Origin of the sequence: Cryobacterium sp. Y29 (genome assembly GCF_002929825.1) — a bacterium.
In the GTDB taxonomy this organism is placed as follows: Bacteria; Actinomycetota; Actinomycetes; order Actinomycetales; family Microbacteriaceae; genus Cryobacterium.
In genome coordinates this window covers 280,391-302,580 of record NZ_PJJN01000036.1, presented here as the reverse complement: position 1 = coordinate 302,580, position 22,190 = coordinate 280,391, and the positions used below count along the sequence as shown (strand labels likewise).

General features: G+C 61.6%; 18 protein-coding genes and 2 tRNA genes. 8 read left to right on the top strand and 12 right to left on the bottom strand.

All coding sequences use genetic code 11. From position 1 onward, the window contains the following. Positions 1 to 46: 46 nt before the first annotated feature. Together CXY74_RS14610 and CXY74_RS14605 are read right to left on the bottom strand one after the other, a co-directional pair. Positions 47 to 667, bottom strand: coding sequence for an alcohol dehydrogenase catalytic domain-containing protein (locus CXY74_RS14610; RefSeq protein ID WP_104201174.1), 621 nt, complete (start codon positions 665 to 667; stop codon positions 47 to 49). Between the two features lie 130 nt (positions 668 to 797). After that, on the bottom strand, positions 798 to 2,099 hold the full coding sequence (locus CXY74_RS14605; protein ID WP_104201173.1) for a zinc-dependent metalloprotease: 1,302 nt from the start codon (positions 2,097 to 2,099) through the stop codon (positions 798 to 800). A gap of 225 nt (positions 2,100 to 2,324) precedes the next feature. On the opposite strand from CXY74_RS14605, the gene CXY74_RS14600 reads away from it, so the two are divergent. The 4 genes from CXY74_RS14600 (at position 2,325) to CXY74_RS18450 (ending at position 7,233) form a co-directional block, all read left to right on the top strand. Next, entirely contained in the window at positions 2,325 to 3,428 is a 1,104-nt protein-coding gene (locus CXY74_RS14600; protein WP_104201078.1) for a PDZ domain-containing protein, read from the top strand. Between the two features lie 132 nt (positions 3,429 to 3,560). Then, entirely contained in the window at positions 3,561 to 6,485 is a 2,925-nt protein-coding gene (locus tag CXY74_RS14595; protein ID WP_233193423.1) for a UPF0182 family protein, read from the top strand. Between the two features lie 168 nt (positions 6,486 to 6,653). After that, positions 6,654 to 6,727, top strand: a tRNA-Met gene (locus CXY74_RS14590). A gap of 158 nt (positions 6,728 to 6,885) precedes the next feature. Then, positions 6,886 to 7,233 carry a helix-turn-helix domain-containing protein gene (locus CXY74_RS18450; protein ID WP_199183246.1) on the top strand — a complete coding sequence of 116 codons (348 nt, stop codon included), beginning with the start codon at positions 6,886 to 6,888 and terminating at the stop codon, positions 7,231 to 7,233. 395 nt (positions 7,234 to 7,628) lie between these two features. On the opposite strand, the gene CXY74_RS14580 is transcribed toward CXY74_RS18450, so the two are convergent. The 10 genes from CXY74_RS14580 to CXY74_RS14535 form a co-directional block, all read right to left on the bottom strand. After that, positions 7,629 to 8,651, bottom strand: a complete 1,023-nt coding sequence (locus tag CXY74_RS14580; protein ID WP_233193422.1) for an agarase — start codon at positions 8,649 to 8,651, stop codon at positions 7,629 to 7,631. Between the two features lie 166 nt (positions 8,652 to 8,817). Then, positions 8,818 to 9,702, bottom strand: coding sequence for an alpha/beta fold hydrolase (locus CXY74_RS14575; protein WP_104201076.1), 885 nt, complete (start codon positions 9,700 to 9,702; stop codon positions 8,818 to 8,820). 151 nt (positions 9,703 to 9,853) lie between these two features. Beyond that, the gene (locus tag CXY74_RS14570; protein ID WP_104201075.1) at positions 9,854 to 10,210 is read right to left on the bottom strand and encodes a putative quinol monooxygenase; all 357 of its coding nucleotides are present in this window, start codon (positions 10,208 to 10,210) and stop codon (positions 9,854 to 9,856) included. Further along, positions 10,207 to 11,220 (bottom strand): sugar phosphate isomerase/epimerase, encoded by a 1,014-nt coding sequence (locus CXY74_RS14565; protein ID WP_104201074.1) that lies wholly within the window; start codon positions 11,218 to 11,220, stop codon positions 10,207 to 10,209. Before CXY74_RS14565 ends, CXY74_RS14570 begins: the two co-directional genes overlap by 4 nt. Next, on the bottom strand, positions 11,217 to 12,329 hold the full coding sequence (locus CXY74_RS14560; protein WP_104201073.1) for a Gfo/Idh/MocA family protein: 1,113 nt from the start codon (positions 12,327 to 12,329) through the stop codon (positions 11,217 to 11,219). Before CXY74_RS14560 ends, CXY74_RS14565 begins: the two co-directional genes overlap by 4 nt. Next, positions 12,326 to 13,297: an ABC transporter permease gene (locus tag CXY74_RS14555; RefSeq protein ID WP_104201072.1), complete on the bottom strand. Its 972-nt coding sequence runs from the start codon at positions 13,295 to 13,297 to the stop codon at positions 12,326 to 12,328. Before CXY74_RS14555 ends, CXY74_RS14560 begins: the two co-directional genes overlap by 4 nt. Continuing rightward, positions 13,294 to 14,814 carry a sugar ABC transporter ATP-binding protein gene (locus CXY74_RS14550; RefSeq protein WP_199183245.1) on the bottom strand — a complete coding sequence of 507 codons (1,521 nt, stop codon included), beginning with the start codon at positions 14,812 to 14,814 and terminating at the stop codon, positions 13,294 to 13,296. The genes CXY74_RS14555 and CXY74_RS14550 overlap by 4 nt, the downstream gene beginning before the upstream one ends. Further along, complete coding sequence (locus CXY74_RS14545) at positions 14,807 to 15,997, bottom strand: Gfo/Idh/MocA family protein (RefSeq protein WP_104201070.1); 1,191 nt, start codon at positions 15,995 to 15,997, stop codon at positions 14,807 to 14,809. Before CXY74_RS14545 ends, CXY74_RS14550 begins: the two co-directional genes overlap by 8 nt. Positions 15,998 to 16,106: 109 nt before the next feature. Further along, positions 16,107 to 17,267, bottom strand: coding sequence for a substrate-binding domain-containing protein (locus CXY74_RS14540; protein ID WP_104201069.1), 1,161 nt, complete (start codon positions 17,265 to 17,267; stop codon positions 16,107 to 16,109). A 38-nt stretch (positions 17,268 to 17,305) separates the two neighbouring features. After that, positions 17,306 to 18,142: a sugar phosphate isomerase/epimerase gene (locus CXY74_RS14535; RefSeq protein ID WP_104201068.1), complete on the bottom strand. Its 837-nt coding sequence runs from the start codon at positions 18,140 to 18,142 to the stop codon at positions 17,306 to 17,308. 249 nt (positions 18,143 to 18,391) lie between these two features. Between CXY74_RS14535 and CXY74_RS14530 the strand changes: the two genes are divergently transcribed. From CXY74_RS14530 to CXY74_RS14515, 4 genes are all read left to right on the top strand, one after another. Beyond that, complete coding sequence (locus tag CXY74_RS14530; RefSeq protein WP_370446159.1) at positions 18,392 to 19,435, top strand: ROK family protein; 1,044 nt, start codon at positions 18,392 to 18,394, stop codon at positions 19,433 to 19,435. Positions 19,436 to 19,802: 367 nt separating this feature from the next. Beyond that, positions 19,803 to 19,876 (top strand) — tRNA-Met (locus tag CXY74_RS14525). Between the two features lie 459 nt (positions 19,877 to 20,335). Beyond that, positions 20,336 to 21,298, top strand: coding sequence for a 5-dehydro-2-deoxygluconokinase (iolC, locus tag CXY74_RS14520; RefSeq protein WP_104201066.1), 963 nt, complete (start codon positions 20,336 to 20,338; stop codon positions 21,296 to 21,298). Beyond that, positions 21,295 to 22,176, top strand: coding sequence for a class I fructose-bisphosphate aldolase (locus CXY74_RS14515; RefSeq protein ID WP_104201065.1), 882 nt, complete (start codon positions 21,295 to 21,297; stop codon positions 22,174 to 22,176). The genes iolC and CXY74_RS14515 overlap by 4 nt, the downstream gene beginning before the upstream one ends. Positions 22,177 to 22,190 lie beyond the last annotated feature (14 nt).

Below are 22,190 nucleotides of genomic sequence, written 5' to 3'. Positions count from 1 at the left end.
CACGCACGAATATTGGATTCGACGATACCGCCACCCGCACCGGATATCAGTAGCGGATGACCACGCGACCGTCAATGTTGCCGTGCTTCATCTCGTCGAGCACCTCATTGACTTCGTCGAGGCGACGCTCGGAGACCGTGGGGTGAATCTGGCCGCGAGCGTAGAACGGCAGGGCTTCTTCCATGTCCTGACGGGTACCCACGATGGAGCCGCGGATGGTGAGGCCCTTCAGCACGATGTCGAAGATCGGGTCGGCTCCGTACGGAATGCGCACAGCGAAGCGGGAGTCGACGAGCATGTACTGCCCGAACGAACCGTCAACGCTGTACCCGCCGTTCTGTTGCGCTTCGCACAGGGTTTCCCAGCCGGTGCGGCAGTATTGGCAGCTTCCGCAGGTGCTCCAGAGCCAGGCGTTTCCGACGAGGTCGCCGATGGCGAGGTCATCGGCGTCGGCGCCGAGGGCGACGATCTCGCCGACACCCTCGTGGCCTGGAATGAACGGCGGGCTCGGCTTCACCGGCCAGTCGCCTTCCATGGCGTGCAGGTCGGTGTGGCAGACGCCGCTGCGGATCAGCTTGACCAGGGCCTGGCCCGGGCCGGGTGTCGGTACGGGAACCTCATCGATTGTGAGGTTCTCGCCGAACTCGTGCACGACGGCCGCATGCATGTTCGTCGGCACCCGGGTGGATGTCTTCGTACTGCTCTCGGTCACTGTCATTGCCAAACTCCTTCGTTTGGGACATTTCGTCCGTTAAACGACGGTATTTCAGCAAAGGTTGCGGCAATGTTGCGCGTCTTTATGCCTCGTGTGGGCGCTCGGCGCCGTCATCGCGCAGCAGATCTTCGAGGGCCTGATCGACGTCGTCGAGCACCTCGGGCTCGCCGCGTGCCGCGCTCGTCAGGCGGGCGATCAACTGCTGGGGATCGTCGATGTCCTGCTCGGTGGGCAGCAGGTCGGGGTGCGACCAGAGGGCGTCGCGCGCTTCGTTGCCAACGGCATCCGTCACGGCTTGCCACATCGCTGCGGCCTCCCGCAGTCGGCGCGGGCGCAGTTCGAGACCGACGAGGGTCGCGAAAGCGGATTCGGCCGGACCGCCGGAAGCCCGGCGGCGTTTGACAGTCTCGGCGATGGCATCGGCTTTGGGCAGCCGGATCGTGGCGCGGGCGGTGACGACATCAACCCAGCCTTCGACCAGGGCGAGCATCGTTTCGAGGCGCGACAGTGCTAGAAGTTGCGACTCGGACTTCTGTTGGATGAGTGAACCGTCCACCATGGCCTGACGCAGGTCTTCCGGGTTGGAGGGGTCGAAGCTTCCGGCGAGTTCTTCAAGACGGCTGGAGTCGATGCTGATACCGCGCGCATACGCCGTGACCGCGCTGGTCAGATGCAGGCGCAGCCAGCGGGCGTGCCGAAACAGTCGGGCGTGGGCAATCTCACGCACGGCCAGGTAGATCTGCACTTGGTCGGTGGGAACGTCGAGGCCGGCGCCGAAATCGGAAACGTTCTGGGGGAGTAGGGCAGCCTGCTGCTCGCCGAGCAGCGGAATGCCGACGTCGCCGCCGCTGACGACCTCGCTGGCCAGCTGGCCGACGACCTGGCCCAGCTGCATTGCAAAGAGGGTGCCGCCGATACTGCGTACGAGCTGGCTCGCGTTGGCCACCATGCCCTGCATCTCTTCGGGCACCTGTTCGGCGAAGACCCGGGTGAGCGAATCGGAGATACTCGTTGCTACGGGTTCGGCCAGCTGGGTCCACAGCGGCATGGTCGCAGTAACCCACTCGCGACGGGTCATCATTCGGGGTTCAACGGTCAGTTCGGCCACGGAGATGACGTCGTCGAGCCAGAGGGCCGCGATGTGAAAAGCCTGGCGCAGCTGGGTCTGCTGCTCGTCGGTCGCCGTGAGCTGGCCGTTAGCCGCTCGTTGCTGGCCCTGGGTGAGCGCAATCTGCCAGTCCACACCGGTGCCTTGGGAGTTCATAGCGCCCTGGAGCTGTTGCATAAGAGCCGCCACACTGGCCGGGTCATTGGGCAGGCCGGCCGCGTTGGCGAGCTGGCCCGGGTCGATACCGCTCTTGCCGCTCAGAATGTCGCGCAGCATGTCACGGAACTCGTCACTGGGGTTCTTATCGCCGGGCTCGCCCGGGTTCTGGTCGTTCGGGGGTAGGGAGTCGTCGGCCACTTCAGGCCCCTCTCAGTTGCATACTTCTACGCTAGTGCGAGTAGCCCGCTCGGGGCTGGGAAATATCCTAGGCTGAAGGGCTTGCAGTGCGCCCGTCGCGAACACGACCCCGAACCTGGCAGGAACCAATACGGAAGGAGCACGGTGGCTCTCTTCACCGATGACTCACCGGCACCCCAGGGTGCACGGCGTCGACGCCCCTCGATCGGCTGGACGGCGTTGTTGATCGCCCTCGTCGCCGGAGTGATTCTCGGCGTCATGCCGGCCCCCTACGTCATCGAAAAGCCCGGACCGGTCTACAACACTCTCGGCTCCGCCACCGATTCCAACGACGTCGAGACCGCCCTCATCACCATTCCGGGTGAGACGGTCTACCCGACCAAGGGCACGCTCGACCTGCTCACGGTGTCCCTGCTCGGCAACCGGGAGAACCGCCCGAGCTGGCTCAGTGTCGCCGGAGCATGGCTTGACCCGAGTGAAGCCGTCCTCCCCATCGACCAGGTGTTTCCCGCCAATGTCAGCACCGAACAACGTGATGCGCGCTCCAGCGCCGACATGATCAATTCCCAACAGGATGCCATCGCCGCGGCCCTCACTCATCTCGGCTACGACTACCCAACGACAGTCACGGTGGTCAGCTTGCCCGATGGCTCCCCGGCGGCGGGCGTGATCGAACCTGAGGATCAGATCTCTGCGGTGAACGGGACGCCGGTTGTCAACGTCGCGGAGCTGCGTGCCGCGTTGCAGACCAACGGCGCCGAGACGGCGGCCAGCCTCGACATCGTGCGAGGCGGCGTAGCGCGCACCGTCGAGGTCACCCCGATCGACAGCGCCGGCACGGTCGTGGCCGGGGTCAACGTCTCAGTCGCTTACGACTTTCCGTTCGAGGTGCAGATTCAACTCGACAAGGTCGGCGGCCCGAGCGCCGGCATGATGTTCGCGCTCGGAATCATCGACAAGCTCACCCCCGGAGAGCTGCAAGGCGGTGAGAATGTGGCCGGTACCGGCACGATTGACCAGTCCGGTGTGGTCGGCCCGATCGGGGGCATCCAGCAGAAGCTGTATGGCGCCGTCGAGAATGACGCGAGCTGGTTTCTGGCTCCGGCAGGTAACTGCGACGAGGTGACCGGCAATATCCCCGACAGTCTGACCGTGTTCTCCGTTGCTACCCTCGATGAGGCGCTGGCGGCCCTGGACGCGATCAAGACCGGCGACACGAGCGGGGTTCCGACCTGTCCAACGAGCTAGCGTCGCAGGAAAAACTCAGGACAGCTCGGCAATGGTGACTCTCTCAGGGGTGCTTAAGTAAGATAGACGTGACCCTGATCACGCGGTTAATGATCACCCTGTACCTAATGACTGAGCGCAAGAGGCCAATTCGTGAGTTCATCAGCAGCCGACAACGCCCCCGGGCGCGGCCGAGCCCCGCTAGCAATTTCCGCAGCAATTATCGCGGGGTTGGTGATCCTGTTCTTTATTTTCGCCGGACTATATACCGATGTCTTGTGGTTCGACCAACTCGGATTCCTCAATGTGCTGACCACCCAGTGGATAGCCGGCACCGTGCTGTTCCTGATCGGGTTCGTCGCCATGGCCGTGCCCGTCTGGGTGAGCATTCAGCTGGCCTACCGCCTGCGCCCGGTGTATGCGAAGCTCAACTCGCAGCTTGACCGCTACCAGCAGGTCATCGAGCCGCTGCGTCGCCTCGCGATGTTCGGCATCCCTGCGCTCCTAGGCCTGTTCGCCGGTGTGGCCGCCGCCACCCGCTGGCAGACCGTGCTCATGTGGCTCAACCGCACCGAGACTGGGCGCGTTGACCCGCAGTTCGGCTTTGACATTTCCTTCTACCTGATGGATCTGCCGTTGTATCAGGCCGTGCTCGCCTTCGCATCCGCCGTCGTGCTCATCTCGGCCCTGGTCTCGGTCGCTACCAGCTACCTGTACGGGTCCATCCGGGTGTCCGGCCGTGAGGTGCTCATCTCCAAGGCGGCCCGCGTACAGATCGCCGTCACGGCGGCCCTGTATCTGCTGCTACAGGCCGTGAGTATCTGGTTCGACCAGTACTCCACCCTGACCAACCAGGGCACACTCATCACCGGCGCCGGCTACACCGACGTCAACGCCACCATCCCCGGCCGCGCCATCCTTGCCGGCATCGCTGCAGTGGTCGCCCTGCTCTTCATTCTCACGGCCATCATCGGCCGCTGGCGTCTGCCGGTCATCGGCACGGCCCTGCTGATCGTGTCGAGCCTCCTGATCGGATCGCTCTACCCCTGGGTCGTGGAGCGCTTCCAGGTGGAGCCGAGCGCTAAGTCTCTTGAGGCACAGTACATCGAGCGCAACATCGATCTCACCCGGGATGCCTACAACGTCGCCGGCATCGAGGAGATTCCCTACAACGCGAAGACTACCGCCGAGCCCGGCGCCCTGCGCGCGGACGCCGCAACCACCGCCAACATTCGTATTCTCGACCCGGCGCTGGTCAGCGACTCGTTCGCCCAGCTGGAGCAGTTCCGCCAGTACTACCAGTTCCCCGGCAACCTCGACGTTGACCGCTACATGATCGACGGTACCTCTCAGGACACCGTCGTCGCCGTGCGTGACCTCAACATCGACGGCCTGAACACCGGTAACACCTGGGTCAACTCGAAGACCGTCTATACCCACGGTTATGGTGTGGTCGCCGCCTACGGCAACCAGCGTTCGGTCGACGGGCAGCCGGTGTTCCTTGAATCAGGCATTCCCACCAGCGGTGCGCTCGGTGACTTCGAGCCGCGCATCTACTTCGGTGAGACCTCGCCGGAGTACTCCATCGTCGGTGCCGAAGAGGGTTCCAACCCGATCGAACTCGACTATCCGTCGGGCGAAGAGGGTGCTGGCCAGACCTACACGACCTTCTCCGGAGACGGTGGTCCCAAACTGGACAACGCGTTCAAGAAGCTCATCTACGCGCTCAAGTTCCAATCCGAGCAGATCTTTTTGGCGGCCTCGGTCAACGACAAGTCGGAGATTCTCTACGACCGTGACCCGGTCACCCGCGTACAGAAGGTCGCGCCGTACCTCACGCTCGACTCCGATGCCTACCCCTCGGTCGTCGATGGTCGGGTGAAGTGGATCATCGACGGCTACACGACGTCGGCGAAATACCCGTACTCCACTCCGGTCAGCTTGAGCGATGCCATCGCCGACACCGAGACACCACCGCAGCCGTACGCCCTCGACAGCATCAATTACATGCGAAACTCGGTCAAAGCCACCGTCGACGCCTACAGCGGCGAGGTCACCCTCTACGCCTGGGACGACAAAGAGCCGTTACTGCAGACCTGGCAAAAGATCTTCCCGTCGACGCTCAAGCCCATGAGCGAGATGAGCGGCGACCTGATGAGTCACGTTCGCTACCCGGCCGACCTGTTCAAGGTTCAGCGCTCGATCCTCGGGCAGTACCACGTGACCGACCCGGGATCGTTCTACTCCAAGGACGACGCGTGGATCTCACCGAACGACCCGGACTCTCCGGCGACGAACCCCACCTTGCAGCCGCCGTACTACCTCACCATGCAGGTACCGGGAGCGGATGCCCCGTCCTTCTCGCTATACACGACCTTTCAGCCGGAAGCAACGGGTGAATCCAGCCGAAACGTGCTCTACGGCTATCTCGCCGTTGACGCCGACGCCGGATCGGAAGACGGTGTGCGCGCCGAGGGGTACGGTCAGCTGAGACTGCTGAATCTGCCCAAGGACGGCACTGTCCCAGGCCCCGGCCAGGTGCAGAACGTCTTCAACGCCGATCCGGCCGTGTCGACCGAACTCAACCTGCTGCGCCAGGGTTCCTCGACCGTGCTGAACGGAAACCTGCTGACCCTGCCGGTCGGTGGCGGACTGCTCTACGTCCAGCCGGTCTATGTGCAGTCCACGGGTGAGACCAGCTACCCGCTGCTGCAGAAGGTGCTCGTGGCCTTCGGTGACCAGATCGCGTTCGAAGACACCCTCGACGGTGCTCTCGATGTGCTGTTCGGCGGCGATTCGGGTGCGACGGCCGGTGATACGGCCGTGCCGGACCCGGCTGCCACGGACGGCGCAACGGGTGGCACGACCGATGGTGCTACCGGCGGCGCGGACGTGCCGACCGAGTCGACCGGCGATGCGGCAACGGATGCCCAACTCAAGTCGCTTCTCGCCGTCGCCAAGACGGCGCTCGCCGACAAGGCAACCGCACTCGCCGCCGGCAACTTCGCCGACTACGGCACCGCTGACGCCAAGCTCGCGGAGACGATCGCGAGCATGCTCGCTCTGCTTGGCGAATAGTCCGACCGCAAGACCGGCCGCAAGCCCTCACCCGTCTCGGGTGGGGGCTTGCGCTCGTTGAGCCGATGGTATTCGATACCAGAAAAGGCGAAATTTGAGTAGTTTTTTGCGATACCAACCCAAAGTGGTCGGGCGTGCTTTCTGGGTGTGCTAAATTTGTACTTGTAGCGCGGGGTGGAGCAGTTCGGTAGCTCGCTGGGCTCATAACCCAGAGGTCGTAGGTTCAAATCCTGCCCCCGCAACGAAAAAGTCCAGGTGAGAACAGGTTTCAGGTCCCTTTTCAGGGAGTGAAAAATGACTGACACGGCGCAAATCCGGCGTAGCCCATGGCTACGCCGGATTTTTTTTGCCTCTACCGAAGGTGCGCCTCGAGCCTCCTCGTTAACGCTCGGACGGCTTCGTGCACCTGTCTGGTGTGACCGAGACATCACACGCAATTCCGGGCCTCGAGGCGGTCCTGACGACCAGCGAACTCGCCGCTCACCTCGGCGTGAAGGTCCAGACCATGCGTGATCTACTCCACGCCCGTCGCGGCCCGTGCGGCTTTCGAGTCGGGCGCGAGATGCGCTACCAAGTCTCCGAGGTGCAGTACTGGGTCGAAACTCTGGAGTTCCAAGACCAAGCCGCGCCGCTTGCAGATTTAGCGGGATCAACAGCCTGCAAAAACCGACCGTACCCGCACTTCCAGACTTCGGTTCAACGACAGTCTGCCCAGGATCCAGCCTCGGCTTCGCACTGCTGGCGCTGAAGTCGGTGATGGACTGCACAAAATCCTCATCGTGATCGCCGATGACCACGTCTACGACGGCGTCCGCGGCCGGTTCTCTTGGCCACGCAGTCTGGCGCTTCGGTCGGTGTCGTTTCGGATCGCTGGGGCAGGGTGTAGACGTCTGCTTTGGACAGGGCGGCTAGGTCATGCCCGGTGAGGTCGATAATGTCCACGATGGGAGTTGGTAGGTGCGGCACGGTCCAGGCTGCGGGGGATTGCTGCCCATGAGGGCTAGAGCGCGGACCGTGTCGAGGTCGATGTCTTCTAACCGTGGGCTTTGATCCAGGGCGAACCTGGCAGCGCGCCCAAACCGGCTATGCCTTTCGTATACAGAGTCATCTGTGGCAATCTTATCCTTCGCTCCAAGTTTCGATTTAGCGGTCGGCGATGGTGGTCTGCGCGGCGGCGTTGGCTGTGCGCATAGGGTCTGTCATATCCGTGTAGAAATTGTCCTGGGGGTCCTTGATTCCCCAGCCGCGACCCAGGTTTTCGATGTAGCCACACCAATGCCAGCCGATAATCCAGGGCTCCTGCATGATCGTTGCCAGTCCGTTCAAATAGTCTTCTCCGCGCTCCTCTTGCGTTTCCATATCGCTTGTACGGTGTGGATTCATCGCAGTAGGTACCCAATTGCCGATATCGGCGATCAGTACGGGCTTGCCGGTGAGGTGCTGCCAATGGCGGAGATCGCCGATCATCGTCGCGTATTCTGCCGGGGATTTGCCGGTGAAATACTGCACGGAAAGAACGTCAACATAGTCGCTCATCGCGCGGAGCACGACTTCGGGGATACCCTTATTACCGTTGTAGCGGTCGCCCAAAATCAAGTGGTTAGGGTCGTAGCGACGAATGGCCTCGGTGATTGTCTTGTAGTACTGCTGTGCGACGTCAAACAACTTGGCGTCGTGCTCTTCCGGGGATAGGCCGTCGAAGCCTGGCCAGAACCGTCCCGCTGCGTGGGGGATCCACCCGGGGATGTCGACGAGAAAGTATCCGATCAGGTTCGAGCTGTCTTTGTGATCTGAAGTCATTCGTCGCGCGAGCCAATCCGCATACTTGGCGAAGTCTTCGCCGTACACGTCGCGGTATGCGGGGTGGCCATTCCAGTCTTCGATTTCCTGCATCCGGAGCTGTACGACATAGGGCATACCCGCCTCCAGCAGGTCGCGATCGGGCCACGGATGCGAGTGGCCAAGATCGACGGGGTCACCGAACCAGTCGAGCGCCTCGCCCCACCCTCCGCTGATGTACTGGCTTGTCCAACCGATGGTGTTGAAGTTCAGCGACTGCAAGTCTGCGACAAGGCCCTGTTCCCATTTCTGCCGAGATCCATATCTTTCATTCCAGACGTCGACGTTGTGGGGATATCGCAAATCTGAGTCGTCGATGTGGTTCACGCCCAGGGACACGAACGGCTTTCCCTCGGGATCGATGAAGCTCCATGATCCGGTTGCGCTCTGCGCAACGGTGAAGAAACGAGTTCCTGGGTTTTCTGGTGTGGCCATAATCTAATCTGTCCTTTCCGACGCTATGCTCGATTTTTACTCAGCGATATGGCAGGGATCAGGATCTCCCGAAGAAGTCCAGGTAAGCAGCAGCCAGTGCTTCTGGATCTTCTTCTGCGAGTTGGTGGCCCCATGGGAGGATGACCCCCCGCACGTCCTCTGCCACCGCACGCATCTGGCGTTCGGTGTCCTCACCGATGAAATATTCACTCCCGACAGCGAGGACGGGCATCTTAAGTTTGGTTTTGGCGGATTCGTGGTTCTGGTCCGCGTCGTCGAGTGTCGCGCGGTAGATTTCTAACATACTGCGGAGCCCACCGGGCGAGGAGTAGCACCGTACATATTCGTCAAGCGCATCGGGCGTGATCGCCTGGGGGTTGTGTGCCTCGTGCTTGATGAAGTAGTTGAAGTACTCCCGCTCCCTGCCCGTAATGAGAAACTCGGGGAAGTCCGGCACGCTGTAGAAATTGATATGCCACAGCCAGACATAGGTGCTGACATTCTCGCGGGTCAGGAATGAGTAGTCTTCGAGGCCGAACCCGGGCAGGATCATCTCCTGGTAGACGAGGTTTTTGACTCGGTCGGGGTACTGAGCGGCAACTTGGTAGGCAGTTGATGCCCCCCAGTCCTCGCCAACCAGGTTGAACGTGTCGTATCCAAGGTGGGTAGCCAACTGCGCGATGTCCTCCGCCATGTTCTTCATGTCGAAACCGTCTTTGGGATGTTCCGAGTCACCGAGACCACGCAGGTCTGGGGCGATGACGGTGTAGTAGGGCGTCAGAAGAGGAATTACGCGACGCCAGTGGTACGACGTCTTTGGTACACCGTGCAGCAGAAACAGTGGCTCGCCCTGCCCCGCGACGACGTAGTGCAGCCGAACGCCATTGACGAGGGCTCGTCCGTGAGTTGCTGGGACACCGTGGTGGTCTTGAATGATATCCATGTTCAATACTCCTTTTTCTCGTATTTTTTTCAGTACCCGCACGTGTGACAGGATGCCGACGGATTAACCGCTGCAATCGGGTGCCGTGCTTGGCGAACATCGATGGCGAACGTGCGCCTTCGCAGTTGACCTGATGTGGAAAATGCGGGAGTCAGTCACGTGGGTGACTCGGGCGAGTTCGCTCGGCAGGGGACTGAGGCACCCGCCGACCGGTGTGGACCTCGAGGCCTTTTTCCTCTATGACGACCTCTGCCACGACCTTCCACGCGTGGAAGTGACGGGAGGCCTGGTGTGAGTCGTAAGCCGCGGCGTCACGGTAAACTTCATAGACTCCAAACAGCCGGGTCCCGCGATCCAGTTCGATCACGTCGTACTGTAAACAGCCTGTCTCATCGGCGAGGGATCGCTCGGCAAGCTCCAGGATATGCGTGAGAAAGCTTTCGCGCTTCGCTTCACCCACCCGTATTTGGGCAATGACCACGAACGCCGACTCCGCTGGCGTCGTCATTGGTTTGTGAACGCCGCGTCGAATGAATCGGTCGGCCGTGTCCACAGCTTAGAACGAACGAACTCGATTGCCTCAGCCGCCCCGTGGAGCCGGTCCATTCCCGCATCCTCCCACTCGATCGAGATGGGTCCGCCGTAGCCGATCGATTCTAGGGCTCGGAATGCGTCTTCCCACGGTACATCGCCGTGTCCCGTCGATACGAAATCCCAGCCGCGTCGTGGGTCGCCCCAGGCGAGGTGGGAACCTAGAACGCCCGCCCGGCCGTTGGCTGGGCGCAGGCGGGTGTCCTTGCAGTCCACATGGTAAATGCGGTCCCGGAAGTCCCAGATGAATCCGACAGGATCGATGTTTTGCCACATCATGTGGCTCGGATCCCAGTTGAAACCGAACGCCGTGCGATGACCGATTGCCTCAAGAGTGCGCACGCTCGTCCAATAATCGTATGCAATCTCGCCGGGATGCACCTCGTGCGCGAATCGAACGCCCTCGTCGTCGAAGATATCGAGGATGGGATTCCAACGTGCGGCGAAGTCGTCGTAACCGGCTTCAATGACCGCCGCTGGCACCGGCGGAAACATTGCGACGTACGGCCAAATCGACGAACCGGTGAATCCCACAACGGTGTCGACGCCGAGCTTTCGGGCAACGCGCGCAGCACGTTTCATATCGTCGGCCGCCCGTTGCCGCACGCCCTCGGCCTCACCGTCTCCCCACACGTACGGGCGCAGGATCGCCTGATGCCTAAAGTCGATGGGTGCGTCGCAGACCGCCTGCCCGGCGAGATGATTCGAGATGGCAAAGACCTTCAAGCCGTACCGGTCGAGAATTTCAAGGCGGGACGCGAGGTAGGCGGCATCCTCATCGGCGCGCTTTAGGTCTAGGTGGTCGCCCGACGCGGCGATCTCGAGCCCGTCATAGCCCCACGAAGAAGCGAGCCGCGCGACCTCCTCGAAGGGGAGGTCTGCCCATTGGCCCGTGAATAACGTGACGGGGTGCGCCAGCTGGCTCATGCGGCCCTCGAGGTCGGCTGACGAGTTGGTACTACCTCGACCCAGTGACCCGATTTCGAAGACTCGATTACCGCGTCGGTCAGCTGGGCCGCGCGCACACCATCAGCAAAAGTGGGAAGGCCATTGACGACCTTGCCCTTGATTACAGAATGCACATCCCGCATGAATAGTCCGAAGCAATCTTGGTAGCCCTGCGGATGTCCGGACGGTACGGTGACGTAGGGAGCGGCGGCAGCGTGGTTCACAGTCTCGAGCCCCTTCGGAATGATGGAGATTCCTGCGGTTGACCCGATCCACAAACTGTTTGGATTTTCTTGGTCGAAGGCATACGAGCGGTGTTCACCATCGAGCGACATCCACAGCTCGTTCTTGCGGCCGGGGCTGGCTTGGGAAATTACGACAGAGCCTGTTGCACCGCGATCTGTATGGAACATCATGGTCACACCGTCTTCCGTGGAGACGGGGACCTCGCCCGCGTCCGAGAGACGAGTGTCATGTAGCCGAGAGCTCTGCGCGAGCAATCTTTCTATGCGATGACCGGTAGTGAATTCGAAGAGGTCGCACCAGTGCACACCAATGTCGGCGAAGGCACGGGATCCCGTGTCCGTCACCCGCCAGTTGTAGCTCGACTGCTCCGAAAGCCAGTCCTGTAGGTAGTGACCGTGCGCGAGCCAGATGCGTTCACCCGAATCGGCGATTCGGGCCTTTGCTTCGCGAACCGTCGGATAGAAGCGGTAGACGAAGGGCACGGCGTTTACGACTCCGGCATCATCAGCGGCGCGCTGGAGTAAGAGGGCGTCGTCGGCGGTGAGGGCTAGTGGTTTCTCGCACACAACATGCTTGCCCGCGGCGATTGCGGCCAGGGCTAGTGAAACGTGTTGCGCGTTCGGAGTGCAAATGTGTACCAGATCAACATCCGGATGGGCGAGTAACTCTTCTGGCGTGAGAGCCAACGGCACGTTCTCTTCATCAGCGGCTAGTCGTGTTCGGCCGGCATCGCGGCCGGCGTAGGCGACGACGACGCCGCCTACTGAACGCACAGCGCGTGTGTGCACACGTCCCATAAAACCGGTACCTATGATGCCGCTCCGGAGCGGTCCGGTCGTCACTTCTTCCTCGACAGAGCGACCGCTGCGATGATGATTGCGCCACGCACGACCGACTGCTGGGCGACGTCGAGCCCGGCGAGGATGAGACCGTTGTTAATCAGGCCCATGAACAGGGAGCCGACGAGCGTACCGATGATCGCCCCTCGGCCTCCGAAGAGACTTGTACCGCCGAGAATGACCGCGGCGATGACTGTGAGCTCGTCACCCTGTCCCCACTGGAACCGGCCTGACTCAAGCCGACCCGCGTAGAGCATCCCGGCGATAGCGGCGGCGATACCGGAGAGGAGCAGCACGGTGAATTTAATCCGTGCCGTACTAATGCCGGTGTAGGCGGCCGCGGTGGGATTTCCACCGGTCGCCAACACACGGCGTCCGAAACTCGTTCGGTTCATCGCGATCCATCCGATCGCAACGGCCACGACCGTCCAGACGAGGAGCCCGGGAATTGGCCCGAAGTCGCCACCGCCGAATATCTGCACATACAACGTGTTGCCGATGGGCTGGGGTGCCGAGGAGGTGATCCACTGAGCAAGTCCCGCTGCGAGGCCGAGCATACCCAGCGTTACCAGGAAGGATGGGACCTTCAATAGGGCTACGAGTCCGCCGTTAATGGCACCGATAGCGGCACCGGAGAGTAACCCGGCGATTATGCCGGGAACGAGACCCCATTGGGTCGTTGCCATGGCGGTTACGACGGAGGCGAGGCCGGCGATCGAGCCGACGCTGAGGTCGATTTCGGCCGTGGCGATCACAAAGGTCATCGCGACAGCCATTATCGAAATTGTTGCCGTCTGCCGCACGATGTTGAGCATGTTGTTGGCGGAGAGGAATCCGTCGCTGCTGAGGAAGATGGCGAACAGGATGAACACGACCACGAAGGCGATGTAGATGACGTTGCTACGCCAGTCAAATCGAGTTACAGCTGGGGAGATGAGGGATGGCCTAGTGGCCGTTGTGGGGCTGCTCATGCTGCCTCTCCTTGGATTATGAGTTGAAGCTGTTCTTCACTTGCGACGTCGTCGCGATTAAGTTCGCGGTCGGAGCGTCCTTCGCGGAATACGATGATGCGGTCGGCGACCGCGAGGAGTTCTGGTAATTCGGATGAAATGAACAGCACAGCATTGCCCTCTGAGGCGAATGCACGCACGATGTCGAGGATCTCCGTCTTCGTGCCAATGTCGACACCGGAGGTGGGCTCGTCCATCACCAATAAACGGGGGCGTGTGTTGATCCATTTCGCCACGACGACCTTTTGCTGGTTGCCGCCCGACAGCCGGCTGACCGGCGCAAAGGGGTCGGCGACTTTGACGTCGAAGCGGGTGACGAGCTGATTGGTCAGCTCGCGCAACTTACTGATGGACAGGAAGGCTCCTGACTTCACGCGGTCAAGCACGGGAAGAGCGAGATTGTCGGAGACGGAGTGGTCAAGCACTAGCCCCTGATCGCGACGGTCCTCGGGAATGAGCGCGATACCCGCCCGCTGAGCCGCGATCGGGGTACTAAAGCGAACGGGTTTGCCATCGATGCTCAGCGTTCCCTGGGTGGGACGGTCCATGCCGGCGACCACACGAGCGAACTCGGTGCGTCCGCTGCCCATCAGCCCGGCGAGACCGACGATCTCTCCGGCCCGAATCGTGAGGCTGACTGATTTGAGCACGCGGTCGCTCCCAATGTTGGTCGCTTCCAGCAAAATCGGAGCATCGGCCGCCAGCTGCCGGTCGCGATACACCAGGTCAGAGGCGAGCCTCCGGCCGATGATCGCTTCGATGATCTCAGCCGCGGTCAGTTGCGCGACCCCGGCGGCGAGCACGACACGGCCGTCTCGCAGAACCGTGATGCGGTCGGCGACCCGACGGATCTCGTCCATTCGATGAGAGATATAGACGATGGCAATGCCGCGGCTCTTAAGCTTGTCAATAAGTTCGAAGAGGTTCTCGACCTCGTGTTTGGCGAGGCTGGCCGTGGGCTCGTCCATCACCAGCACGCTAGCGTTCTTGGCCAGAGCTTTAGCGATTTCCACCAACTGCCAGTAGGCGGTGCCGAGCGTCTCCACCCGCGCCCTGGGATCGATCGTGACACCCAGGCCGTCAAAGATCGCGCGCGCCGCCCTCTCCGCAGCGCGGTCGTCAACCAGTCCAGACCTACCGCGAACCTCCCGATTGAGAAAAATGTTCTGCGCCACCGTCATCGAGGGGATGAGACTGAACTCCTGAAAGACCATGCCGATGCCGGCCCGTTCGGCGTCGGCGGTGGTTCGAATGACGACCGGCTGGCCCGCGACCTCGATAGTGCCAGAGGTAATCGGATGAACGCCTTGCAGGACCTTCATCAGGGTCGACTTGCCCGCGCCATTCTCTCCGGCGAGAGCGTGCACCTCACCGGCGACGATGTCCATGTCGACGGATTTCAGGACCTCGACGGAGCCGAAGCTCTTGACGATGCCTCGCATTCTTACCGCTGGAGGGGCGCCAGCAGTCTCAGTCATCGGTGGCGTTCGGGTCGGTCACATCCGGAACCCGCACCCATTCACCGGTTCGGCCGGATTTAAGAATGGCGTCGTCAACGAGCGCTGCTTGGTAGCCGTCGGCAAAGTTGGGTTCGACAGTTCCGCCTTCAGCGACTGCCTTGAGGAAGTCGTGGGCTTCGATGATCTTCGTTTCGCTGTAGCCGATACCCAGCGCCGGGATTGGCCAAAGCGACTCACCATACGGCGTGTTCGGGCCGGTATATACCGTGCGAAAGCCCCGACGATCGGCGCGGTCGTTCTTGAACGCTACCTGGAGCTCGTCACGGTTCTCGTAATTGAAGAAAATAGAGCCTTCAGTGCCATGGATTTCGAAGGTGATGTAGTTGTTGCGGCCCCAGGCATTGCGCGTTGCCTCAAGGGAGCCGACCGCGCCATTTCGGAACTTGATCAACGACATCGCCTCGTCGTCGACGTCGACCGCACCACGCGGGCCGTCAGACGTGGAGGAACCGCCGAGTGCATCAAAACCACCGGACTGGAGCGGACGGTCGGGGATAAAGTTCGAGACCAGCGAGGTAACTTCGGAAATCTCGCCGACCAGATAGCGGGCCAAGTCAACCACGTGCGAGCCGATGTCGCCAACGGCGCCCGAGCCGGCGATGTCTTTCTGGAAACGCCAGCTGAGCGGCGAGTTCGGATCGGCGCTCCAATCCTGCAAATAGGTACCGCGAAAGTTCAGGATGGTGCCGATAGCGCCCTCGTCGATGTACTTCTTAGCGAGCGCTACAGCCGGGGTTCGGCGGTAGTTAAAGGCAACTGCCGTTACCACGCCGGCTTTCTGGGCTGCCTCGTACATGCGGCGGGCTTCGCTGGCGGTCGGGGCCAGAGGCTTTTCACAGATGATATGTTTACCGGCCTCGGCCGCGGCGATTGCGATCTCGGCGTGCAGGTTATTCGGCGTGGCGATATCGATTACATCGATCGAGGGATCGTTGACTACGTCGCGCCACGATGACGAATAACCGTCCCACGAGTATCGCTCGGCGGCAGTGCGCGCCAGGTCGTCGGTCACATCGACGATGATCTTCTTGATCGGTCGCGCTGGAGACGGCCAGAAGAACATGGGCATCGCTGCATAGGCCAGGGAATGGGCTTTACCCATGAATCCGCCACCGATCATGGCGATATTAATCTCTTGCATGACTACCTTTCGTGAGCCATCGGGGCTCGACAATTCTGTGGATCATCAATTTTCACTAGTTTTCGTGGGGCGACCGTTTCCGGCCGCCCCACGAGCCGATCATCGGCTATTAGTCGACGTAGGCGTCCTTGATGGCAGCTGGGGGAGCCGAGTGATACACGGTCTCCCAAGCCTCAAGCACGTTCTTGTGGTCGACGGGCAGCGAGCTGAGAGCGACGTATGCCGGTACTTCCAGACCGAGCATGCTGAGCGCGGCGAGGTCGGCTTCGGCGACGCCTTGGTCATAGGGAAGCTGAGCTCCGAGGCCAACGATCATCTGATTCTTGGCCAGCGCGATGGCAACGTTTGTGCCGAGGTCTTCAGTGGCGATCTTGATATCGGTGCGCCCGGTCTCCCGGGCCGCGGCCATAACGCCCTCCGCTGGTACGTCCCAAACAGCCCAGATGCCGTCGAGGTCTGGGTTTTTGGTGAGCATGGCGTTGGCCACGCCTTGGGCATCGCCCGCGAAGTCAGGCCCGGCGATTCCCTGCTCCTGAACGATTTTTATATCGGGGAACTCGTCGGCGATCGTTTTCGTGAAGCCCGCGTAGCGCTGCTGTGTGACAAAGAAGTCGGCTTCGTGATAGATCACGCCGATCGTTCCCTGGCCACCGAGGGAGCGGGCGAGGAGATAGGCCGAGGTGACCCCGTTCCCGTAGTTGTCGGCCGACACCATCGAAACGTAATCCTGACCGGCAACGAAGCCCTGGGGCACATTGTCCATAAAGACGAGTTTGACGCCCTGATCACTGGCCTTCCGGTAGGCGCTAGCCGTTGCCACAGGATCGGTGGGAATGGAAACGATGATATCGGGGTTCTGAGCTAGAACCGTCTCGATGTTGGCGACTTGCGTGGCCGGGTTGAAGTTAGCATCCGTGGTTGCGATGACTTCGATGCCGAGGCGGTCGAACTCCGCGTTCAGGCCGGCGATTTGGGCGTTTGCCCAGTCGTTTCCGCCGTAGTGCATCACGATCGCGGCAGTTAGCCCCATGCTCGCGATCTCGGTCGCCTGTTCGTCGGTCACTGTCGTGGTGTCGACGGAGGCGGGTTGTTCGCCGTTGGGACCGGTACTGAAAACTTTGCCGGTGATGTTCGCGAGGGCCGCATCTATCTGAGCGGTGACCTCAGGTGAAACCTCGGACGCGGTGGATTGCGCGGACGGGGTACACCCCGTCAATGCAAATAGACCGGCGGCCGCCACTACAGCGACAAGCGTTGACGTAACTTTCATTCTCCATGCTCCTTTGCTCGGAAATATCGTGATTGTGTTTAGGGTCGTGCTGGGTCGGTAAACGTTTTATTTTGCAGAAATGTGAGACTTCTCTTGGCGGCCTCATCTTCGTCACCCTCGTATCCATCGAGTTCGACGGTGATCCAGTCCTGATACCCCGCGTCGACGACTTCAGAGATGATGGCATTCAGGTCCAGGTCGCCAGCCCCGAGAGGAAGGAACGCGTTGGTCTGGTGATTGAGGTCTTTCAGGTGTACGTATGCCAGACGGTCGGCGTATTTTCGAATGACCGCTACGGGATCGCCACCGCCTGCGGCGATGTGTGCGACGTCGGCACAGAGACCGATTGAGGTGGCGGCGAAAAGGGCGTCAATGTGATCCGGAGCTTGAGCAATGCTCCCCAGGTGCGGGTGGTAACTGGGAATGAGGCCAGCTGCCTGTGCTCGTTCGGCGACGGTGTCGAGGAAAGCGCCGGCCGTCTCGTAGTCCTGTGCTCGACGGCCGGTGGAACGCACTGCGCCGCCGCCGATTACGTAGTGGCGCGCACCCGCCGATGCAGCTAACCGAATGGACCGATCAAAGCGAGCGAGTTCGTCCTCCTGGGCGTCGGCGTAGATGAAGTGTCCGCCGGTGTAGACGCCAGCGACCTCAAGGCCGTTGGCGTGCACGGCAGATACGAAGTTGCCGATCGATTCTTCGAAGGGGAGGAGGTTGCCGTCGAACAACTCGATTCCGGTGTAGCCGGCGGCAGCGATCGCCTCGATGGTCTGATGCACGTCTCCGGGCGTTACGTAGAAACCCGATCCGAGGTCAGTCACTGCACCGGGCGTACCCACTACACCGCCCCATGCATTGGCCTCGTAGGCGAACTTCATCACTTATACCTCCTTGTATTTTGTCTGTACTGGGTTGAAAGTAGCACTTATGACATTACAGTGTCAATAGAGAGATCTTTTAGGCCGGAGTTCGATCCGGTAGTGTTCTTTTTATCCATTGGCCCTTCATGAGTTGGGATGCGAGAGATGTTTTCATCCGGTGCCGGCGACCTCTTTCAGCTGCTCCGTGATGGACGGCCACGCACGCGATCCGAGCTTGTTGACGAGACAGGGTTAGCGAGAACCAGCGTGGTGAACAGACTGGCCGCGCTCACAGCGATCGGCTTGGTGGCCCCGACTGGAACTGCAGCGGCGTCCGGCGGCCGCCCCGCCGCGCGCCTGATGTTTGATCAAGTTTCGAGGGTCTGTATAGGAATCGACCTGGGCGCCACCCACGGCACCGTGGGCGTTCTTGATCTGTCCGGTGAAGTGCTCTGTCAGGAAACCCGGGTACTTGATATCGCCAACGGCCCGACTGAAATTCTCACCTGGGCCGTCACCACGGCAGAGCGCTTACTCGCCGCCAGCGGTCGTCAGCCGCGAGATCTGTTGGGGATTGGTGTGGGAGTGCCCGGCCCCGTAGAGCATTCGACCGGCCGCCCCATTCGTCCCCCGATTATGCCGGGCTGGGACGGGTTCGACATTCCTGCTTTTGTGCGCCGGAGTCTGATGGCCACGGTTCTGGTCGACAACGATGTAAACCTGCTCGCCCTCGGTGAGCGAGCCACCCAGTGGCCTGCAGTCGATGACTTGCTCTTTATCAAGGTGTCTACGGGAATCGGCGCGGGAATCATCTTGGGCGGAGTGCTGCAGCGCGGTTCCCGGGGTTCCGCAGGCGACATTGGACATGTGCAGGTTCCTGGTACCGCCAACGACCGTGACCTGGAGGCGACGGCCAGCGCCCCGGCGATAGCGGCGTATCTCAGTCGGGATGGCGCCGCGAACATCGAGCCCGGTGACGTCACCAATCGCATCAGAATGGGTGACCTTACAGCGATTGCCGCCGCGCGCGAGGCGGGGCGAGCCATCGGCGAGGTCACGGCTATGTGCGTGAGCGTCTTGAACCCATCTGTCGTTGTCATTGGTGGACGGTTGGGCGTCAACGTGCAGGAGATCATCGCGGGTATACGCGAAGTGGTATACCGGCGATCGATTCCCCTAGCGAATCAGCACCTCAACATTGTGCCAGCCCGGGGCGGTCCCGATGCGGGAATCCGAGGAGCCGGGCTCATGGTGCTCGACGAGCGCCTGTGCGCGGCCGCCGTGGATGAGCTGATCGAGCAACTCGACTGAGTGCAGTCGGATACCTAGGCCAGGCGGGTTCGCTGGTGACGTCTGCCTCCACAGTCACAACCAACTGAGACAGTTATCGACGTCGAGGGGTGCGGTTTGAGCCACGCCACCCGAGGTGGGGTAACGAATGTACTCATCCGTCAGACGAGCTCGGGGTGCCGATGCCAGAACGGCGGCACGACGGATGCCGGGGCCGGGCTGTCGTGCTCGGCACGGACAGCTATGTGGCGCCCCAAACGAGGCCGAGGTGGCTCGAGTGACCACGGAGAGTGAGGTAGTCTAGTAAGACCAAGGAAAGCAGCTGGGTCGAGAAACCTGGACCTGATAAGGTTCTTTCGAAGGATGACCGCCGCGAAGCGGTCAACGGCGCGGGGTGGAGCAGTTCGGTAGCTCGCTGGGCTCATAACCCAGAGGTCGTAGGTTCAAATCCTGCCCCCGCAACAGATGCCCCCGGAACCTTAGGTTCCGGGGGCTTTTTCGTGTCTTCGCTAGTCAGGACGACGTACCCAGCCTCAGTGACTGTGCCATGCTGCGTCGCAACTGTCGCGTTCTCGAGATCGGGTCACGCCAGTTTCACGCTGGTCTCGGCGAGCTCGACCGACGGATTGGGCGACGTGAGTTCTGCCCATTCCGCTGAGCGCCCCACCCACGCCGCTGATCGAGCCCGTCGAGATCGCCATCGACCAACGGGAACAATACTGCGGACCCGGCCATCCCGTCGATCGAGCGTGCCTCTTCGCTGATCGGACCAACGCGCGCAATTCTGCCGACCCGGCCATGCCGTATCCGCTTTGAAAAATGTGATTGTGAATATGTCATGACATTAAGCGCAAAGAGCGCTACTGTGGAGAAACGGCGCAACGCCGACCGCTCCCAGTTCTGAAAGTTGCCCATCGACGTATGACGACTTCACCCCGCACCCCACACGACGTGCTGACCATCGGTCGCGTCAGCGTTGACATCTATCCGCTGCAAGACGGTGTCGGCCTGGAAGACGTCTCGACCTTTGGCAAGTACCTCGGTGGCAGCGCCACTAACGTCGCCGTCGCTGCTGCGCGCCACGGCTTGAACTCAGCGGTCGTCACGCGCACCGGAAACGACCCGTTCGGCAACTACATTCACCAGGAGCTGCGCCGCCTCGGTGTGAGCGATGAGTACGTCTCTGGCGTGCCCGACCTCAACACCCCCGTCGTGTTCTGCGAGATCTTTCCGCCCGACAACTTTCCGCTCTACTTTTACCGTGCGCCGAAAGCCCCTGACCTCGTCATTAACGCAGACGAACTCGACCTTGAAGCCATCAAGAACGCCCGCATCTACTGGTCGACCGTGACCGGCCTCTCTGAAGAGCCCAGCCGGTCCGCTCACTTCGCGGCCTGGCGGGCCCGGGGGCGCAGCCCGCTGACCATTCTCGACCTCGACTACCGGCCGATGTTCTGGGCATCGCCCGCGGAGGCGAGCGCCCAAGTGACCTTCGCCCTCGACCACGCCACGGTCGCGGTCGGCAATAAGGAGGAGTGCGAGGTCGCCGTCGGCGAGACCGAACCACTACGCGCCGCCGATGCGCTGTTGGAACGTGGCATCGAATTGGCCATCGTCAAACAGGGCCCAAAGGGTGTGCTCGCGAAGACTCGCACCGAGACCGTCGAAGTGCCGCCGTACTTCGTCGACGTCGTCAACGGCCTCGGCGCCGGAGATAGTTTCGGCGGGGCGCTCTGTTACGGACTGCTGCAGAACTGGCCGCTGCGCCGCATCCTGCAATTCGCTAACGTAGCCGGCGCCATCGTCGCCAGCCGCCGCGAATGCTCGACCGCCATGCCCACGACCAGTGAGGTTGAAGAAATCATGAAGGGACTGCCGGGATGACCAGGCTTGACTTCGACGCGCTGCGCGATGCCCGTGCGGCGCACCCCGAACGCATCGGCGAGATTTTGGCCAGCCGCGCCCGCCGAGAGCTGATTCGCGGTGACGGCCGACTTTTTATCGTGGCCGCCGATCACCGCGCCCGTGGCGCCCTCGGCGTGCGAAACGACGCCAACGCCATGGCCAACCGTTATGCGCTGCTCGAAAGCCTCGCGACGGCGCTCTCCCGCCCGGGCGTTGACGGCGTGCTGGGCACCCCAGACATCATCGACGACCTGGCCCTGCTCGGTCTGCTCGATGACAAGATCGTGGTCGGGTCGATGAACCGTGGCGGGCTCTGGGGGTCGTCCTTCGAAATGGATGACCGCTACACCGCCTACGACATCGACAACATCAAGCGCGACCGCCTCGACTTCGCCAAGAACCTCGTGCGCATCAACCTCGAGGATGCCGGCTCGCTCGCCACCCTCGAGGCCACAGCTCTCGCCGTGAGCGAAGCGGCTGCGGCCGGCATCCCGATCATGCTGGAGCCGTTCATGAGCTCCTGGGTCGACGGTCGCGTCAAGAACGACCTCACGGCGGATGCCGTCATCCTCTCGATTGCCATCGCCGAGGGCCTCGGCAACTCCAGCGCGTATTCCTGGCTGAAGCTGCCGGTCGTTGCCGACATGGAGCGTGTGATGGCAGCGACGACGCTGCCGACGCTGCTCCTCGGCGGTGACCCGGTAGGTGACCAGGACGAAACTTTCGAATCCTGGCACCAAGCCCTCGGGCTTCCCGGCGTGCGCGGCCTCGTCGTGGGCCGTAGCCTGCTCTACCCGAACGACGGCAACGTCGAGGCGGCCATCGATACCGCCGCCGAACTCGTGCACGGCACCTAAAAACTCTCATCCAC

Excerpts from the sequence above, each read along its gene's own strand:
- CXY74_RS14555 (WP_104201072.1), bottom strand. The coding sequence starts at position 13,297 with ATGAGCAGCCCCACAACGGCCACTAGGCCATCCCTCATCTCCCCAGCT.
- CXY74_RS14565 (WP_104201074.1), bottom strand. The coding sequence starts at position 11,220 with ATGAGCCAGCTGGCGCACCCCGTCACGTTATTCACGGGCCAATGGGCA.
- CXY74_RS14610 (WP_104201174.1), bottom strand. The coding sequence starts at position 667 with ATGCATGCGGCCGTCGTGCACGAGTTCGGCGAGAACCTCACAATCGAT.
- CXY74_RS14540 (WP_104201069.1), bottom strand. The coding sequence starts at position 17,267 with ATGAAAGTTACGTCAACGCTTGTCGCTGTAGTGGCGGCCGCCGGTCTA.
- CXY74_RS14605 (WP_104201173.1), bottom strand. The coding sequence starts at position 2,099 with ATGCTGCGCGACATTCTGAGCGGCAAGAGCGGTATCGACCCGGGCCAG.
- iolC (WP_104201066.1), top strand. The coding sequence starts at position 20,336 with ATGACGACTTCACCCCGCACCCCACACGACGTGCTGACCATCGGTCGC.
- CXY74_RS14575 (WP_104201076.1), bottom strand. The coding sequence starts at position 9,702 with ATGGATATCATTCAAGACCACCACGGTGTCCCAGCAACTCACGGACGA.
- CXY74_RS14550 (WP_199183245.1), bottom strand. The coding sequence starts at position 14,814 with ATGACTGAGACTGCTGGCGCCCCTCCAGCGGTAAGAATGCGAGGCATC.
- CXY74_RS14535 (WP_104201068.1), bottom strand. The coding sequence starts at position 18,142 with ATGAAGTTCGCCTACGAGGCCAATGCATGGGGCGGTGTAGTGGGTACG.
- CXY74_RS14545 (WP_104201070.1), bottom strand. The coding sequence starts at position 15,997 with ATGCAAGAGATTAATATCGCCATGATCGGTGGCGGATTCATGGGTAAA.
- CXY74_RS14515 (WP_104201065.1), top strand. The coding sequence starts at position 21,295 with ATGACCAGGCTTGACTTCGACGCGCTGCGCGATGCCCGTGCGGCGCAC.
- CXY74_RS14570 (WP_104201075.1), bottom strand. The coding sequence starts at position 10,210 with ATGACGACGCCAGCGGAGTCGGCGTTCGTGGTCATTGCCCAAATACGG.